This window comes from Arenibacter certesii DSM 19833 (genome assembly GCF_000429545.1).
Lineage (GTDB): Bacteria > Bacteroidota > Bacteroidia > Flavobacteriales > Flavobacteriaceae > Arenibacter > Arenibacter certesii.
Genome location: NZ_AUCB01000012.1, coordinates 143802 through 161380, shown reverse-complemented (window position 1 = coordinate 161380; position 17579 = coordinate 143802). Strand labels below are relative to the sequence as shown.

Below are 17579 nucleotides of genomic sequence, written 5' to 3'. Positions count from 1 at the left end.
TGTCGGCCATGGCGCTGGAAAAAGCGGCATAGGGACTAGCGATCCGAAACTTCGATGGGAAAGGTATGCCAGAACCTCACTAAAACGACCAAAAAGCCCTCTTAAACCGGACGAAAATCCACTTCGAAAATAAACCATAAAAAAAATCCCGGAAACATCGATGTTCCAGGATTCGTTCTGTCCAGTTTTTAGTGAAAATCGGCCTACTCCCGAATATCCCTTCAAAGTTGATTCTTCATCCCAATAGGCATGGACAGGTTTGGAGCATTCTGTTAAGTCAGGTACATCGCCTTTTGCCCACATACTTAGGAGGGAACATCCACATACAAATAACTCGCTAGGATTTAAAGAGTTTGTAGATTTCCATAGAAAGCATGCTAAGTATGGATTTAAACTGCCCTCCCCTTGTTAGGGTAAATGCCATTCCAGAGTATATGCCTTGGCATTATTGGAAATCAACAAATATTTATTGTCGCCTATTTTTTCTATTCTACGAACGCTTAATCCTTTAGGGAGAGAAAGGTTTTTATAACTAGTGTACGTTTCGTTATTAAAATTGGTGAGTACGCCTCCAGAGTTGGCAAGACTGTTTCCAAGCTCGTTTACATAACCCTTATAGTTGCCCACAAAGAATAGAGTGGGAGATGCCAGTTCCTCTTCTAAATGGAACCCTTCAATAGTACTCATTTGAGCCTCTTTAGGAAGTGGGGATCCTGTAAATCCATTTCCTGAGTTCATATAGATCATAGACCGAAGTTCCTTAATATGTTTGATCTCTAGTATATCTGATTCTTTTTTTCCGGTTAGATCCTCAATATTCTTGATTTGAGAAAAATCGGAATAGCTCAAGAATTTCTTCTGAAGCATTGGCAATTGCCGCATAAGGTGATCCTTGGAAGCAAAAGGAACTGGGTGGCCAAAGAAATCATAGAAAATAATGGGGTCCGATTGTTCGTTACCGTCATAATCATCTATATAGAGTTTTACAGGATGTTCTTGAGAAGCTTTCCATTTAAAATTGAGCCCTGCATTCCCTGCAATGATATCTAGGTAGCCGTTCCCGTCTAAATCCGCAACTAGGATAGTATTCCACATTCCTGTAGTGTTATGCAGTCCTAGCTCTTCTGTGCGATTGGTGAAGCTAGAATCTCCGTTGTTAATGAGCACAGTAATGGGCATCCAATCTCCAATCATAATCAAATCCAAATGCCCATCGTTGTTCAAATCTGCCCATTGGCTATCGGTATTCATTCCGTATGCTCCACTATCAACTATTTCAAAATTGGTATTCCCGGTATTTTTAAGGATTAGGCTAATTGGGGAAAGTCCATAACCTCCGGGAATAGATCTAGAACCAATAAAAAGATCCATGTACCCATCTTGGTTAAAATCCCCAGCTGCTATACTCCCTCCATTTGTTCTTGGCAAGGCGGCTTTTAGTCGCTCAAAATTCCCTTTACCATCGTTAATGTACACGCGGTCTTCAAGGTAGGTGTCTCCTTCCGGAACGTCATTACCTCCGCTCATAACATATAGATCCAGATCGCCATCATTATCTAGGTCAAATGCAACGGCATCTACATCTTCAAAAGTCTTATCGCTCTCAAAAGTAGATCTAAAAGTGCTAGTGTATGTGCCATCCGGTTGTTGGAGGAATAAGGTGGCGGACTGATATTTTGCTCCTCCAATAAAAATATCATCTAACCCATCAGAATTAAAATCGGCCACCACTACCGCAGGTCCTTCCTCAGATAACTTTTCTGGCATTAAAGGTTCCAGTTCATAATCATAATAAACATTCTCAAAATGGATATAAGGAAATTCTTTTACTATGAATTCTGGCTCTTTATTTGGCTCTTTATTGAACAATGTTGCGGAACTATCCCGTTTAATTATATGATATTGACCTGATGTAGGTTCTGTTACTATTTGGCGCAACCCATCGGGCCAAATAATGGAAATTGAATCTATTGTAGCGGCGGTGCCTAATCCAAAATGGAGTTTATGTGAGGAGGAAGATTGAAACCCCCTAGTTGTAATCAGTTCCTTGAAAAAGAGTTGCTCTTTGGAATGTACCATTACTTTGGATCCGATAGTCACTGGGTATTCTTTGTTGCCAATTAATTGAACCCCGATCCAATTATTTTCAGGGCCGCTGACGGTCTTATTTTCTAGGATAAAGGATTTTTCATTAAGGTCGTTCACCACTAGGTCCATATCCCCATCATTATCCAAATCTGCTGTGGCGGCACCGTTAGAATAGGAAGGGGTGAATCCGGCTTCCTCGGTATATCTATCAAACTCAAAATTTCCCTTGTTATGGAAGATAACATTGGGAATCTTTAAGGAAGGCATAGTCTCTATTAGTTTTTGCTCTGCTTCAAAGGATTGGTTTTGATTGTAATGACTGAAATTAGTAGTGCTTAGATAATTTATATAGTCTAAGTCATTGGGACGTTTATAGATGCCATTCGTAATGAAAATGTCCTTTAGTCCGTCGTTATCAAAATCTTCCATCAGAACAGACCAGCTCCAATCCGTAGCATGTGTATCGGTCATCAGCGCAATGTCGGAAAAGGAATTATTGCCTTGGTTTAATTGAAAATGATTACGGGCATACTGGGTGCCAAAACCAAAATTTTCTTTGATTTTGTTCACTTTGTCCGAATCTTCGCCCCCAGATTTTAAAAAGATATTGTGTTGGTTCGGCATCATGTCCAAGGAAAAGATATCCTGTCTGCCATTGTTGTACATATCCCCCACATCTACTCCCATGGTAAATCTGCTAGTGTGATCTAATAACTCTTCCCCAACCTCTTTAAAGGTCTTGTCACCTTGATTGAGGTAGATATAATCATTTTCATGGAAATCGTTTCCTACATAGATATCTATCCAGCCATCTTGGTTTATATCAGATGCTATAAGAGCAAGGCCGTACCCCAAAGGGCTACTATAAATACCTGCACTTTCGGTTACATCTTCAAAAGATAGCGTTCCTGTTTCTAGTTTGTTTTCAAATAATCGATCTCCTGCCAAGGTGTCTATTTCCAATCTTTTATTAACCTTACCATAGCTTCTGTTACTGTGAATGGAGTGGTTCATAAGATACATATCCAAATCCCCATCCCTATCGTAATCAAAGAAAGCTACTTGGGTAGAGAATCCCGAGAAATTGAGTCCAACACTTTCAGATACTTCAGTAAAGGTATTATCTCCATTGTTGAGGTAAAGTAGATTATGCGCCTTTAGATTTTTATAATTCCCCACTTTGGATACATAAATATCTAGGAAGCCATCATTATTTACATCAGCCATAGTAGCTCCAGTAGACCAGGTGGAATCCGTTTTTATGTTTGCAGATTGGGTGATGTCCTTAAATTTAAGATCACCGAGGTTTAAGTAAAGTTTATCCGGTGCCTGATTGGCAGTAAAATATAGATCATCTAAACCATCGTTGTTGATATCCCCTATGGCCACACCGCCACCATTGTAATAATAGAGGTACTCTAAAATGTTTAAGCTGTCTTTTAGGTTCAACTGATTGATGAAATCCAAGCCACTGATACTCTCAGGAACTGGCTCAAAAAATATGGGTGCTTTAGTTATGGAATCCTCACTTTTTTTACAACCAAGGAAAAGTAAGGTGAAAGCCAATATAGAAAGAAGATTTTTTTTCATGATTTAATCCTAAAATTTAAACGCATCAATGGAATCGTTGTTTTTAGTCACGATTAAATGTCGTCCCATTACTTCCATATCTCTAATTTCTCCATCTAAGAAGAGGCCGCGACCATCTCTGTGGAACTTAAATTGGTGATCTCCCATATTTTCCAAATATATCCCATAGGAAGCATCGTACCTTCCTAGCTCTGGCTTTACACCGTATAAATTTCCACCCATTACAATATCTACATCTCCATCTTGGTCATAGTCGTGTGCATGTATGGCATAGATAGGAGAGAACTGTGCCTCTATGGGTAGCTCTACCGCCTTGAAGTTAAAATTGCCTTCATTTATTAAAACAATGGAGGATAAGGTATTGGCCTCTAACTTTAAGGCGCCTTGTAATTCCTCCTCTGTGAATATTTCGGTAATACTAGCATCCTTAAAGGATTCGTAGTTAGGGAATTTCTTTTTAAGGTCCTTTAATTGATCAATTAAATTGTGCCTCAGGTTATAAGGGTAATGTTTTCCATTTTTGGCGGTAAAGGTCATAACGGGGTCGCTAAATCCGTTTTGGTCAAAATCTTGAACAAATAAATTTATAGGTTTTTCTGTACTGGCTCTAAACCTGGAATTTAGTCCGTGATTGCCTACTATCAAGTCTAGGTCCCCATCATTATCTAAATCTACGGCATGTATTACATTCCACCATCCTTTTAATTGTGAGAGTGGGTTGTCTTTCTTACGAACTAATTTTCCTTTTTTATTGAGGAAGATTTCTATTCCCATAAACTCTCCGGTAACAATAAGCTCCAGACTTCCATCTCCGTTTAGATCCTCAAATGTGGCATCGGTAATCATTCCTATATCAATAAGTTCAGGAGCAACTTCTTTGGTGACGTCCTCAAAGATTCCTTTGCCATTGTTTCTCAAAATAAAACCTGACCCAGGCAGGCCGTACTGTCCGGGTACAGACCTTTCTCCTACAAATAAATCTAGATCTCCATCCATGTCTAAATCTGCGGCGATGACTATGGAGGTGCTATGGGTTCCTGTGGCCGTGGGTAAATGTTGATCCGAGAGCGTAAAATTCCCCTTTCCATCGTTAATATAGAGTCGGTCTTTTAAATAACTGGAAAATTGAGAAAATTCTACTCCTCCGCTACAGATATATAGGTCTAGGTCTCCATCATTGTCCGCATCAAAAAAGAGCATTCCAGCATCTTCGTATCCGGTATCATTTATAAAATCGGCGCCGTCTGTGGCAACAAATTTATCACCCTTCCCAAGCAATAAGTTTCCTGGGCTGCCTTTTGATCCGCCAATATAGATATCGTCCACTCCATCGTTATTCACATCGGCAATAGCCATTTTTGGACCTTGGGTGCTTAGCATGTGGGGTATTAGTCGGTCCCGATCAAAGTCCACAAATCGGTTCTCTTTATGTTTGTATTCAATTTTTAAATCAGAGGGTACAAATATAGGCCTTGGTGTTGGAACAGATTCCAAAACAGGAGGGAGGCCGTCTTTCTCGTGTAAAGTTATAGTTTGGTTGACCGCTATTTCCTTTAAATCTGTAACTTTTCCCGACGGCCAAGTAACCTGTAAATCAACAGGGAGGCTATCTTTTAGTCCAAAGTTAGGTCTTAGATCTACGCTGGATTGGAACCCTCGTATGGGTTGTTGTTCCAAATATTGATTTCCCGATTTTGAAGTGAGTTTCAATTGGGCTCCTATGGCGTACGTATTTTTATTTTCGCCTTTGAGGATAACTTTTAAATAATTATGGTTCGTCTGCGAATCCGCATTGTTCCTATAAATAAAAGAGGGCATATTTACGTTGTTTACCACTAAATCTAAATCCCCGTCATTATCTAAATCCCCATAGGCTGCCCCGTTAGAAAAACTTAAAGTGTTTAGACCGGAGTTCCATTCCCGGGTGAATTTAAGATTACCCAAGTTTTTAAAAGCGTGATTCTCTACCATATTGGAAGGAATGATGTCTATTAATTTATTGTAATCTACTTTATTGTTGGCCACAATGGATTGTATTACCGCCTCACTAGAAACGTACTGTAAATAATCTTGGTTAGTGAGGTCTTTGTATATGCCGTTGGCAATAAAAAGGTCTTTCTGACCATCATTGTCCATATCAAATAGTAAAGCACCCCAGCTCCAATCAGAGGCTTCTACACCGCTTAATCTTCCAATCTCACTGAAAGTATTATTGCCATTGTTCAGCTGTAGCATATTGCGGGTGAACTGGTGGTAATAATCGTTCCTTAAATTTAGTTGGTATTTGTTCCAATCCTCAAAGGTGGTGACTGTCTTTAGCCTTGCGTATTCTGAGGGCAGCATTTCGGTGACAAAAATATCGTTGAACCCATCGTTGTTAATATCCGCCATATCTGCCCCCATGGAGGCGCCACTAATAGATTTAATCTGTTCGGTAAGGACCTCCTTAAAGGTACCGTCTTGTTGGTTGATATATAAATAGTCTCGCTCAAAGAAATCGTTGGAAACAAAAATGTCTTCCCAACCATCCTTATTTACATCCCCAACGGTAACTCCTAAACCAAAACCAATTATACTTCCGTAAATCCCTGCTTCTTCGGTAATATCTACAAAAGTACCTCCATCGTTTCTTAGGAGTTTATCTCCGCCTAGCACGTCGCGTTCATATCTTTCGTTCCGTTGTAGATTAAAACTGCCTATAGACCTATAAGAGTTGTTTAGTAGGTACACATCTAGATCCCCGTCCTTATCGTAATCAAAAAAAGAGGCGTGGGTAGAGAATCCTTGGTCGTCTAAACCATATTCTTCAGCTGCCTCGGTAAAGGTGAGGTCTCCATTATTTATAAAGAGTTCGTTTTGCTTATTATCTCCGGCAATATCACCAGAATTACATACATAAATATCCAAATGCCCATCTCCGTTAATATCTACCATGGTAACTCCAGTAGACCATGCTTTTTGTCCTGCTACCCCTGCAGTTTCAGTAATGTCTTCGAACTGGAAATTACCCTTATTTAAATAAAGTTTGTTGCCGGTAAGGTTGGCAGTGAAATAAATGTCCAATAATCCGTCATTGTTTATATCGCCAATGGCCACGCCGCCTCCGTTATAGAAATTACGGTACCTGTAAACATTGAACTCTTGGTCGTAACTAAGGTCATTTTCAAAGTTGATTCCCGTATGGGTGCTATCCATTAATTGAAAGAGGGGTGGTGTATCTGTAGTGGGGCTTTTTGTTCTAGAACAGGAAAATATAAAAGTTCCCACAAATAATAAGAATATATAGACCTTCATTCGCATACTTGTCATTAGTTATATTTTTCTGGGTATTTCAGCCTAAGGTCCTCAATTTTTACTACAACGTCCTTATCATCTTTGGCGTAGGTCATTATTTGTCGGTTGCCATCAATTTTAACAAAAGCCGATTTTTCTATCTGATCTGACTTCACCGCTATAAAATCATTCCCCGGGAACCATTTTATTAATGTATCCTGGACAATGGGCAATAGTTGTTGGGCCGTTAGGTTGGAATTCCATGGGGACCATGCATCGTAAGAAAATGTAAGATCCATTCCTGTCATGGTATTTTGGTCATTAAAAGTACCATAAAAAAGTAGGGTAATGGCAGATGTGGATTCTTGTTTTGGAGACATCGGAAGCGGATACTTTACCATTTTATTGTTTGGGCCTTGAGATACCAATCCCTCCTGATTAAGTTGCCAACAGCGTTTAAAAAAATCGGCCTTATTATCTCCCAACGTCATGCCTAAGATAAGGCTATCCTTCAGTATGTTCTTTTTTGCCTCCTCGTTTAACATTTGGGAATATTTGGATTCACATCCAACAAGACCTAATGTTAATAATGAGATTATTAGTACTATTATTAATCTAGGGTACTTCATGGAAAAGTAGGTCATTATTGTTTATTGCTGTCAGTAATAGTTGTTTTTCCTTATATGGGATTATTTGAAATCCTCGTATTTGTCCTGGTATTCCAAGCGGTTTAATCTCTCCGAAGCCAAAATCGGTTTCTTCCTTACTTTGGCCAAATAATACCCAACCCTTAGAGGCATCCAACCTGCCAAATTGAGGTTTAACCAAATATTGATTTCCTCCCAAAAGGATATCCATTACGCCATCTTTATTGATATCCATAACCGCTATGGCACAAACATTGGAGTATTGTATTTCTGGCGGCAACTCCTTTTGGATAAAACGCTCACCGTCGTTTAAGAATAAGCTCGTAGCCGTAACTTGAAGATCAATCTTGTAGGCGTCCTCTAAATATTCTTTATCAAAAATATCGGTCATTTTAGCTTTAGCATAATCCTTGTAGAAGAGCAGTTTATTTTTCAATTCCGGTAATTGGGCAATAAGTTCATCCCGGTCTACTATTGGATAGTAGTTATCGTTTAATTTATGGCAAATGATTTGTTCTGCAAAACCATTACGATCAAAATCATTTAAATATAATCTGGTGCCCGCTTTGTAAAAGGAATTTTGGCCAATATTACCCGCCAAAAGATCCATTTTTCCGTCTCCGTTAAGATCTGCGATTTTTAAAGTAGACCACATGCCAGTGGAATTGGATAAGCCATAGGTCTCAGTTTGGTCAATGAATTCACCTGCTTTATTCATAAAGATTTTTATGGGCATCCATTCTCCCACTACTATTAGGTCTTGCCAGCCGTCTTGGTCAATATCTACCCACGCGGCGTCGGTAACCATTCCTAGGTTTGCTAATACAGGCGTGTTGTACAAAACGAATTTATTTTGTCCCAAGTTTTCTAAGATGTAACTAGATATAGGACTTCCATAGACTTGTGGGTCAAACCTGCCACCAATAAATAGATCCAAATCGCCATCATTGTCAAAGTCCACAGCCTGTACCGTAGAGGTGCTTAAAGGGAGTGTAAAGGGTAAAGGAGTAGGTGAGATGGTAAAATTACCATTCCCATCATTTACATATAAGCGGTCGTTTAAGGCCCAATCGTAGGTTGAGAATGCCTTCCCGCCGCTACTGACGTATAGATCTAGATCGCCATCATTATCACTATCAAAAAATACGGCATAAGTATCCTCCGAGCTTTTATGGGGCAAAAATGGTTCTTTAATTTCTGTAAATCCGGAAGAATGAGGATTGGAAAGAAACAGACTTCCAGATTGATTCTTAGCGCCTCCGATATAAACATCTATAATGCCATCACCATTGAGGTCGGCTGTGGCCATAGGAGGTCCTTCATTATTGAACATTTGGGGTAATAGTCTTTCCCTATTAAAATCCACATAGTTATTTTCCTTGTGGGTAACATTAAAGAGGGGTGATATCGGTTTTAAGAAATCAGGGAATTGGAATTTGGAATCCATTATTTCCTGATTATTTGAATCAGGTTCCAAAAATGTATAGGTCTTGTTGGAGACCAGGTTAATTTCATTTGAAGTAGCTCCATTTGGCCAACTTATTTTTAGACTGTCTATAATATCGTGTGATCCCACTCCAAAATGAACACCATGATTTACGGAACTCTGAAATCCTCTTGATGGAAAATTCTCTGCCATGTCTCTTTTGCCATCACCGTAATATATAATGGCTTTGGCTCCTATGGCCTTGGTGTTCTTTGTGTTGGATTTAAAATTGATGTACACACTTTTATGGGCAGTGGTGTTCGTTTTGTTCTCATAGATAAATGCAGGCATATTTACATTGTTGACAACTAAGTCCAAATCTCCATCGTTATCTAAGTCTGCGTAGGCACTTCCATTGCTAAAACTAGGAGTCCCTAGTCCTAAGCTATCCGCATTATTAATGAACCGGAAGTCGCCCTTGTTAATAAATGCCGCATTAGGTACCGCTTGTGACGGCATTAGGTCAATCAGCTTCATGATTACCTCTTCTTCGGTCTTCATCATGTTCTTTACCTTCTCCTCATTCGCCATATAGGTAAGATAGTCTCTGTCCAATAAATCCTTGTAAATGCCATTGCCAATAAAAATATCGCGTAGTCCGTCATTATCCATATCGAATATTAAGGAAGCCCAACTCCAATCTGTTGCAGATACCCCAGCGTATCTTCCAATCTCATAAAATCCGTCTTCACCCATATTCCTTTGCAGTACATTTCTTGGGAATTGATTAGCATAACCTTGTTTTACCATTAAGCTGTATTTGTCCCAAGAATCGTAAATAGCTTTGGTACGTTGTCTTTCTATGGTAGAAGGAAGCATTTCTGTAACCATTATATCGGGCATTAGGTCATTGTTAAGGTCGCCAGCATCTGCGCCCATAGATCCCATGGAAAAAGAGGAGATATATTCTTCTGCTACTTCATCAAATCCTCCTTTTTGGTTGTTGAGGTAAAGATAATCGCGTTCAAAAAAATCATTGGAAATAAATAGGTCCGGCCAAGAATCCCCGTTAAAGTCGCTCAGCGTAATTCCCAAGCCAAATCCAATACCACTTGTATATATTCCTGCTTCTGAAGAGATGTCTACAAATTTACCGTTATCGTTTCTTAAAAATTTATTTCCAGTAGCGCTGGGTATATTGCGTTGATCTTTGATTAAATCGAAGGCTCCCACCGATTTTATGGAATTATTTAAAATATAACAATCTAAATCACCGTCTTTATCAAAATCAAAAAAAGCGGCATGTACGGAAAGCCCTTCTATGTCTAGCCCATATTCTGCGGACATTTCGGTAAAGGTGAGGTCTCCATTATTGATAAAAAGTTCATTATGCCTATTGGCTCCCCCAGGCTTTCCTGATTTACAGACATACAGATCTAGTAGACCATCATTATTAATGTCTACAAAGGTTGCTCCAGTAGACCATACGTCTTTACAGGCTACCCCGGCCAAATCTGTAATATCCGCAAACTCCCAATTGCCCTTATTTAGATAGAGTTTGTTGTCTACCATATTTCCAGTGAAGTAGATGTCTGGAAGACCATCGTTGTTTATATCACCAATGGCTACGCCACCGCCATTGTAAAAATTGCGATAGGTATATGGGTTAAAATCCTCTGTATAGGTAAGTTCGTTTTGGAAATTGATGCCAGAATTTGTTCGTAATTCAAATAATTTGGGTTTAATTTCTTCTTTAACATCTTTTTCCTGGACACAAGAAAAAAGTAAAATAAAGCACAGGGGAATTGGTAAATAAAATTTCATTACAGTGGTAAAATTAAAAGAGGGTTATCCGAAGATAGCCCTCTTTTTAATATAAACAGCCTTAGGATCAATATCCAGGATTCTGGGTTAATGTTCCGTTACTGGCATCAATCTGTGGTTGTGGGATTGGGAATAGCTTTTTGTGAGGATCACTATTTGTTTTTTCCCACCATGGATCATTAAATTTCCCGAAGCGGATTAAATCCTGTCTACGGGTCACCTCCATAAACATTTCACGTCCACGTTCATCCAAAAAGTTGTCTGCATTTAAGCCAGTGAGGGGAGCTAGTCCTGCTCTAGCTCTAATTGTATTAACATCTGCTTCTGCCAAGGACCAATTATTCATAGCTCTTGCCCTGCCTTCAGCACGGATTAAATATAGCTCACCAAGACGCACTATGGGCATGTCGTTATCTTGGTCGTCCCTACCAAAGAGTCTAAAACTGAATTTTCCTAATCTAGCACCTCCTTTACGTGATGCGTTTGGTTCTAATTCGTTGATTTCTGGAGTGTAATCCAATTCTAACTGACCATCGGTGGCGGCATAATCTAAGATTGCCGATCCATTGTAATCCAATTGCGGACCTACAATAAAGTTAGCTTTTTTTCTAGCATCATTGTCGTCATAGGAATTGTAAAAATCTTCTAGTGCGGAATACCCGTTCCATGGTTGTGATACTAAATTCCAAGTAAATTGACTAGAATAATGTAAGGTCATATGAGCAAAATTCATTCCCCCGCCAGTTACCCCGTCGTAAGCAATGGACCAGATTATTTCTGGGTTATTTTGGTTGTTTGGTGCAAAAACGGCCGCATAACCTTCTAGATTATCTGGATCCGAATCTACCGCAGGTCTTTTGCCTGGGTTGGGAACGCTACAGCCAACACCACAAAGTACATATCCAGAGTTGTCAATGACATAGGAGGCTGCGTCAGCTGCTTGGGTATATCTTGGGGTTCCGGTGTATACTTCAGCATTTAAATATAATTTTGCCAAAATACCCAATGCGGCATATTGGTTAACCCGATATGGATTTACATCTGTAGTGAGCGGACTGTTACTAAGATCCATAGAAGCACTTACCGCTGAAATACCTAGGGCGCTTAATAATTCACTTTCTACAAAGGCAAATACTTGGGCGCGGCTAGATTGTGGTGCATCTTGTCCTGGAGTAGTAACCAATTTAACTCTACCATAGGTATCCAATAACCTATAATAGAAGAAGGCTCTTAAAACTTTTATTTGTGCTGTCTGATTGGCATCCAAATTCGTCTTTAATAGGTCGTTACAAGCAGCAATAGCTCCATATTGTGAAGTCCATGTGTCATTTATAGGTCCGTTAGATGGGCCAAAGGTATGTCGGTGCATATCTATCCAGATACCTCCATCATACCAATCTCCTCCTTTTTGTGTTACGGCCACTTCATCAGAAGAAACAGATTGGATCGCCCAATAACCACCACTAGATGCGCTACCGTCCCTTAATTTGCTGTAGGCCACACTAAGGGCGTCATTTCCGCCATTGCCACCGCCATCAAAAGCAGTGCTAGGTTCGTCTATACTGACAGGGCGGTCAATTGCTCCGATTAAATCTTCTTCTAAGTCCGTACAGGACCAAAATAGGAGACCGCCACATAGGAATAATGCTTTATAGATATTTTTCATTGTGTGTCTTTTAAAAGTTTATGTTCAGTCCCAATGTATAGGTTCGGGAGGAAAAATAGTTGTTTCTACGATCAATACCGGGAATAAGAGGGTCATAACTTGTTCCAGGGAAGCCTCCGTTGTCAATGGTACCCGCGTCTTGCAATGCTGGTTCTGGATCGGAACCGGTGTAGTTGGTTATGGTAAATAAGTTTTGCCCACTAGCGGTTACACGTATTCCTTTAATATAATTATTTTCCTTAAGATTAAACGTATAGCCTAAGGAAAGGTTATCTAGTTTAAAGAAATCTGCTTTTTCCACATATAGGGAACTGAATTTTGCATTGGTGATTTCTGGATTTGCCAATTTAGTATTTACAAAGTTATACGAACCCTGACTTCCTACACGGGGCTCGTAAAATGCTCTGTAGGTGTTTATAAGGCTATGCCCAAACGCACCCCTGAAGAAGGCATTTAAATCCCAGTTTCCAAATTGTAGTTGATTCGTCCAACCCAACTCAAAATCGGGAGTACCTTTCCCTAGTACTTTAAAATCTCCATCTGGATCCAAAGCGTTGTTTTGGTTGGTAAGCAATTGGCCGTCATTGTTAATATCTACGAATTGTTGACTTCCATCCACTACTTCTCCACTAAATACAGGACCCCAGATCTGACCTATTTCCTCGCCTTCCTTAATACGGATCATGTCGGTATCATTTTGACCAGGAGCACCTAAAGATCCTCTCATCTCTTGTGGAGTAAGATATTCTTTAAGTTTGGTCTTATTTCGTGATACTATGACACCAGAATTATATTTAAACTTCTCATTTCTTAGTATGTCATAATTTAATGCAATTTCAAATCCGCTTGAGCGCAATTTTCCAGCATTTTCTACACGTCTACCTGTGGGATAAATAGTAACATCCACATCTCTTTCAAGAATAAAATCACTAACATCCCTAGAATAGATATCCAAGGTAGTAGATAATCTGTCCATTTTAAATTCCACACCAAAGTTGGTTTCAGCTTTCTCCTCCCATTTAAGGTCTGGGTTGGCGTCTGTACTCTGATTACTGCTTAATTTGCCATCTGCAGGGGTGTACAAAGCCCTAGACAATCCATTGGAGGCTGGTAGTGCACCAGTTACCCCGTAACCTACCCTAACCTTTAAAAGGTCTACGTTGTTAAGTTCCAAGTAGTGATTAAGATCGGCACCTAGTCCAACAGCAGGAAAGTTGGCCCATCTATTATTTTCACCAAATTTAGTGGAGCCTTCCCTTCTTAAAGAGGCATTAAAGAAAATAGCATTGTCATAAGTTGCGCTAACCCTTCCAAAGAAAGCAATTATACGATCGTCTGGAGAAGCGTCGCTGCTGGCGTTTATGAAGCCCGCATTGGCTAAATCTTGTGACCATTCCAATGCGTTAATGTATTCTATATCGTTGTTGGGAAAATCGCCCATCTCCAAAAAGTAATTGTACTGGTTCTGCTGTTGCCAAGAGTATCCTCCTGTAACGGAAAAATCTATAAGCCCAACACTTTGATTATAGGTACTATATAGTTCAAATAATTTAAAATCCCTGTTTTCCGTATATAGCCTAGCTCTACCTTTTCGGTTGGGGCTAGTAGCGTTTCCTCTAAAATGGGATGTTGTTCTGTAATAGTCCTGATTGGTAAGTTTATTGGTCTGTTGGGAAATAAGGGCATTCACTTCCCAGTTATCCAAAATATCATAGTTAAAGTTAGCACTGTACGTAAATTCGTTTTTATCCCCTGTATTGGTATTCTGATTTACAATGGAGAGCGGGTTAAAACTGTCGAATAGTCCTAATGTTTCAAAATATCCGCCAAAGGTGGGAGAGTCAAATTGAAATGGTGAATCCTTGCCAAATACGGGAGCGGTTGGATTGTATAACAACGCATAACGTAAAGCTTCTTCGTAGCTAAATTCACTTTTCCTATTGGTAAAGGATATGTTGAAATCAATTTTTAATTTGTCATTAAATGTGAGGGTAGATACGCTTGCTCTAGTGTTAAACTGCTTAAAGCCAGACTCTCTCAATATACCTTGCGCATCCCTGAAATTTCCAGAAAACCTATAGTTGGTCTTTCCGTCCCCTCCAGAAATAGAGACATTGTTGACCTTAGTGCTCCCATCTATAGTTACCAAGTCTAACCAATCATTTCTGCTTCCAAGATCCACACCACCTGAAGTTACAAACTCATCCGCGGTCATTACATCTACATGGTTTGCAATTGTAGATAGGGCAAGTGAACCACTATAATCTACACTGACTCCGCCAGGCGTGCCACTTTTTGTAGTCACCAAGATTACTCCACTAGAACCCCTTGTTCCATAGATAGCTGCGGCAGAACCATCTTTTAAAACGTTGATGCTTTCAATATCATTAGGATCTACGTTATTTAAGGAAGCCCCTACTACTCCGTCTATAACAATAAGTGGAGAGGAGTTGGCTCCTACAGAAGAAATACCCCGAAGCCTAATTACGGCATCTTCGTTGGGGTTGCCCCCTTTGTTATATATGCTTAGACCAGCTACCTTTCCCTGTAATAACTGGGAAGCATCATTTACCGTTCCTTGGTTAAAATCTTCACTTTTAACCACCGTTACTGCAGATGTAATTTCCTTTCTGCTCTGAGAACCATATCCGGTTACGACTACTTCGTCCAAGGCTTGGGCATCTTCTGTAAGGACAACATTAATAGTAGATCTTCCATCAATAGAAACTTCTACAGGAAGGAACCCAATGTAGCTAATAAGTAAGATTGCGTCGCTATCTACATTATTAAGGGTGAACAATCCGTCAAAATCCGTTTGTGCGCCATTTGTAGTTCCTTTTACCACAACGCTGGCACCGGGTAAGGGTCCAGTAGCATCAGATACCGTACCTGATACCTCTTGTGCTAATGCAATTCCGAAACATAAAAATGCTCCAAAAAGCAAAAAGCTCTTTCTAAGAAATCTGATTTTCATAAATAATTGGTATTAGTTGAGTTATTTAATATATTAAAAATACGTTAATATTTTTAACTTGGCGCAAACTTTGTTAACGAAAACGTGTTTATAATTAAAAGCTTTAATTGCCTAATAATTATCAATATATTAAAGTTTTACTATGAAATCCTAATATTTATTAGTTAAAAATTAGAAACTTTAACATTATCATATGCAAATATAAATTATTCCTCGATATGTAGTGTATTTACATTAACCTATATTTTTTTTGCCTTGCAAATCTTTCTACTTAGGGTATTAATGGGGCGCTTATGGTTTAGTTTTCTTTTTTAGTCTTATCTTTCAATCTTATTACCGATAACAAGGAAAAATTAAGGTTTTGAAAAGAAAAATTACGCTGAAACACATTGCAAGGGAACTAGGAGTTTCTATTTCCACCGTATCCAAAGCGTTGAAAAACAGTGAGGAAATTGGGGCTGAAACAAAAGGAAGAATCCAGGCTTATGCCAAATTGCATAACTACAAGCCCAATAATATAGCCATTAGTTTAAAGAACAAAAGAACTAAAAATATTGGGGTTATTATCCCGGATATTGTTCACCATTTTTTTACTACCGTTTTTAGGGGGATTGAGAATTATGCCAATACTAAAGGCTACAATGTAATTGTATGTTTGTCCGATGAGTCTTTTGATAAGGAGGTCATCAATATGGAGCTTTTGGCCAACGGGAGTATAGATGGATTTATCATGGCTCTTTCTGCAGGTACGCAACAGAAGGGCGATTATAATCACTTAAAGGAAGTTACAGATCAGGGGATACCCTTGGTGCTGTTTGATAGGGTTGCAGATGAGATTAACTGTGACAAAGTGGTCATTAACGATAGGGAAGGGGCGTACCAAGCGGTATCAAAATTTATAAAAGACGATAGAAAAAAAATCGCCTTAATAACGACCGATGAACATTATAGTGTAAGTAGGGATCGTGCTGCAGGCTATAAACAAGCGTTATTAGATCATAATCTAGAGTATGATGAGGGATTGATCCTTAAATTTCCTACCATGGAGATTGACGAAGATGCCATTGAAGACTTTTTTAATAAAACCGAGGTAGATGCTGTACTAAGCGTAAATGAAATATTTGCCATAGCTAGTATGCGTTTTGTCCAAGCTAAAGGTCTTCGAATCCCAGAAGATATTTCATTTATAGGTTTTACGGACGGAATACTATCTAAATATGCTACCCCCGGTCTTACAGCAGTAGCTCAGCATGGAGAAAAGATGGGTGAAATTGCAGCTCAAATGCTTATAGAAAAAATAGAATTGGAGGTGGAGGAAGAAACTTATGTTACCAGAATGTTAGAGCCTACTTTTGTAGAGCGTGGATCCACAAGAAATAATAAATAAAAGTTGAGATGAGGGAAGTGGGATTTATTTTTGATCTGGACGGGGTAATCGTAGATACCGCTAAATACCATTTTTTGGCTTGGAGAAAATTGGCCAATGAATTGGGGTTCGAATTTACCAAGGAACAAAATGAAATGTTTAAAGGGGTGAGCCGCAGGAGATGTCTAGAAATACTTTTAGATATTGGAGGGGTTACAGCAACGACTGAGCAGTTTAATCGGTGGTTGATAGAAAAGAATGAAGATTACCTTTCCTATATTGAGAAGATGGATCAATCAGAAATCTTACCAGACGTAGAGAGAGTATTGTCTTATTTAAGATCTAAAAATATACCAATAGCTCTGGGGTCTGCCAGTAAAAATGCAATTCCCATATTGGAGAAGGTAAAACTTACAGACTTTTTTGAGGTTGTAGTAGATGGAAACCACGTGACCAAGGCCAAACCAGATCCAGAAGTCTTTATGATAGCTGCCAAACAAATTGGAGTTTCAGCCCAAAACTGTGTTGTTTTTGAAGATGCTATTGCAGGGATAGAAGCAGCAAATAAGGCAAAAATGGTCAGCATCGGGATAGGAGATGCCCAAGTCCTTACCTCCGCAGATTATGTATTTAAAAATTTCACAGAGATGGATACTTCATTTTTAGATAAACTTATAAATCAGGTTGATTAGCGTAATTTCTACTAGTCCTAAAGACTTATATGC

Annotated in this window: 8 protein-coding genes; 2 read left to right on the top strand and 6 right to left on the bottom strand. The window is 39.2% G+C overall.

Translation table 11 applies throughout. The features are described from left to right. Positions 1–408: 408 nt before the first annotated feature. From G466_RS0107975 to G466_RS0107950, 6 genes are all read right to left on the bottom strand, one after another. Complete coding sequence (locus G466_RS0107975; RefSeq protein WP_026813197.1) at positions 409–3678, bottom strand: VCBS repeat-containing protein; 3270 nt, start codon at positions 3676–3678, stop codon at positions 409–411. A 9-nt stretch (positions 3679–3687) separates the two neighbouring features. Beyond that, on the bottom strand, positions 3688–6978 hold the full coding sequence (locus G466_RS0107970) for an FG-GAP-like repeat-containing protein (RefSeq protein WP_026813196.1): 3291 nt from the start codon (positions 6976–6978) through the stop codon (positions 3688–3690). An 8-nt stretch (positions 6979–6986) separates the two neighbouring features. Further along, positions 6987–7496: a hypothetical protein gene (locus tag G466_RS0107965; RefSeq protein ID WP_157373832.1), complete on the bottom strand. Its 510-nt coding sequence runs from the start codon at positions 7494–7496 to the stop codon at positions 6987–6989. Between the two features lie 70 nt (positions 7497–7566). Beyond that, entirely contained in the window at positions 7567–10848 is a 3282-nt protein-coding gene (locus G466_RS0107960; protein WP_026813194.1) for a VCBS repeat-containing protein, read from the bottom strand. Between the two features lie 67 nt (positions 10849–10915). After that, entirely contained in the window at positions 10916–12514 is a 1599-nt protein-coding gene (locus G466_RS0107955; protein WP_026813193.1) for a RagB/SusD family nutrient uptake outer membrane protein, read from the bottom strand. Positions 12515–12524: 10 nt separating this feature from the next. Beyond that, entirely contained in the window at positions 12525–15488 is a 2964-nt protein-coding gene (locus G466_RS0107950; RefSeq protein WP_026813192.1) for a SusC/RagA family TonB-linked outer membrane protein, read from the bottom strand. 361 nt (positions 15489–15849) lie between these two features. Between G466_RS0107950 and G466_RS0107945 the strand changes: the two genes are divergently transcribed. Together G466_RS0107945 and pgmB are read left to right on the top strand one after the other, a co-directional pair. Next, complete coding sequence (locus tag G466_RS0107945) at positions 15850–16875, top strand: LacI family DNA-binding transcriptional regulator (protein WP_026813191.1); 1026 nt, start codon at positions 15850–15852, stop codon at positions 16873–16875. A gap of 8 nt (positions 16876–16883) precedes the next feature. Continuing rightward, the gene (pgmB, locus tag G466_RS0107940) at positions 16884–17546 is read left to right on the top strand and encodes a beta-phosphoglucomutase (protein ID WP_026813190.1); all 663 of its coding nucleotides are present in this window, start codon (positions 16884–16886) and stop codon (positions 17544–17546) included. Positions 17547–17579: the final 33 nt, after the last annotated feature.

Coding starts and splice junctions, on each gene's coding strand:
- G466_RS0107975 (WP_026813197.1), bottom strand. CDS start 3,678: ATGAAAAAAAATCTTCTTTCTATATTGGCTTTCACCTTACTTTTCCTT.
- G466_RS0107970 (WP_026813196.1), bottom strand. CDS start 6,978: ATGCGAATGAAGGTCTATATATTCTTATTATTTGTGGGAACTTTTATA.
- G466_RS0107965 (WP_157373832.1), bottom strand. CDS start 7,496: ATGTTAAACGAGGAGGCAAAAAAGAACATACTGAAGGATAGCCTTATC.
- G466_RS0107960 (WP_026813194.1), bottom strand. CDS start 10,848: ATGAAATTTTATTTACCAATTCCCCTGTGCTTTATTTTACTTTTTTCT.
- G466_RS0107955 (WP_026813193.1), bottom strand. CDS start 12,514: ATGAAAAATATCTATAAAGCATTATTCCTATGTGGCGGTCTCCTATTT.
- G466_RS0107950 (WP_026813192.1), bottom strand. CDS start 15,488: ATGAAAATCAGATTTCTTAGAAAGAGCTTTTTGCTTTTTGGAGCATTT.
- pgmB (WP_026813190.1), top strand. CDS start 16,884: ATGAGGGAAGTGGGATTTATTTTTGATCTGGACGGGGTAATCGTAGAT.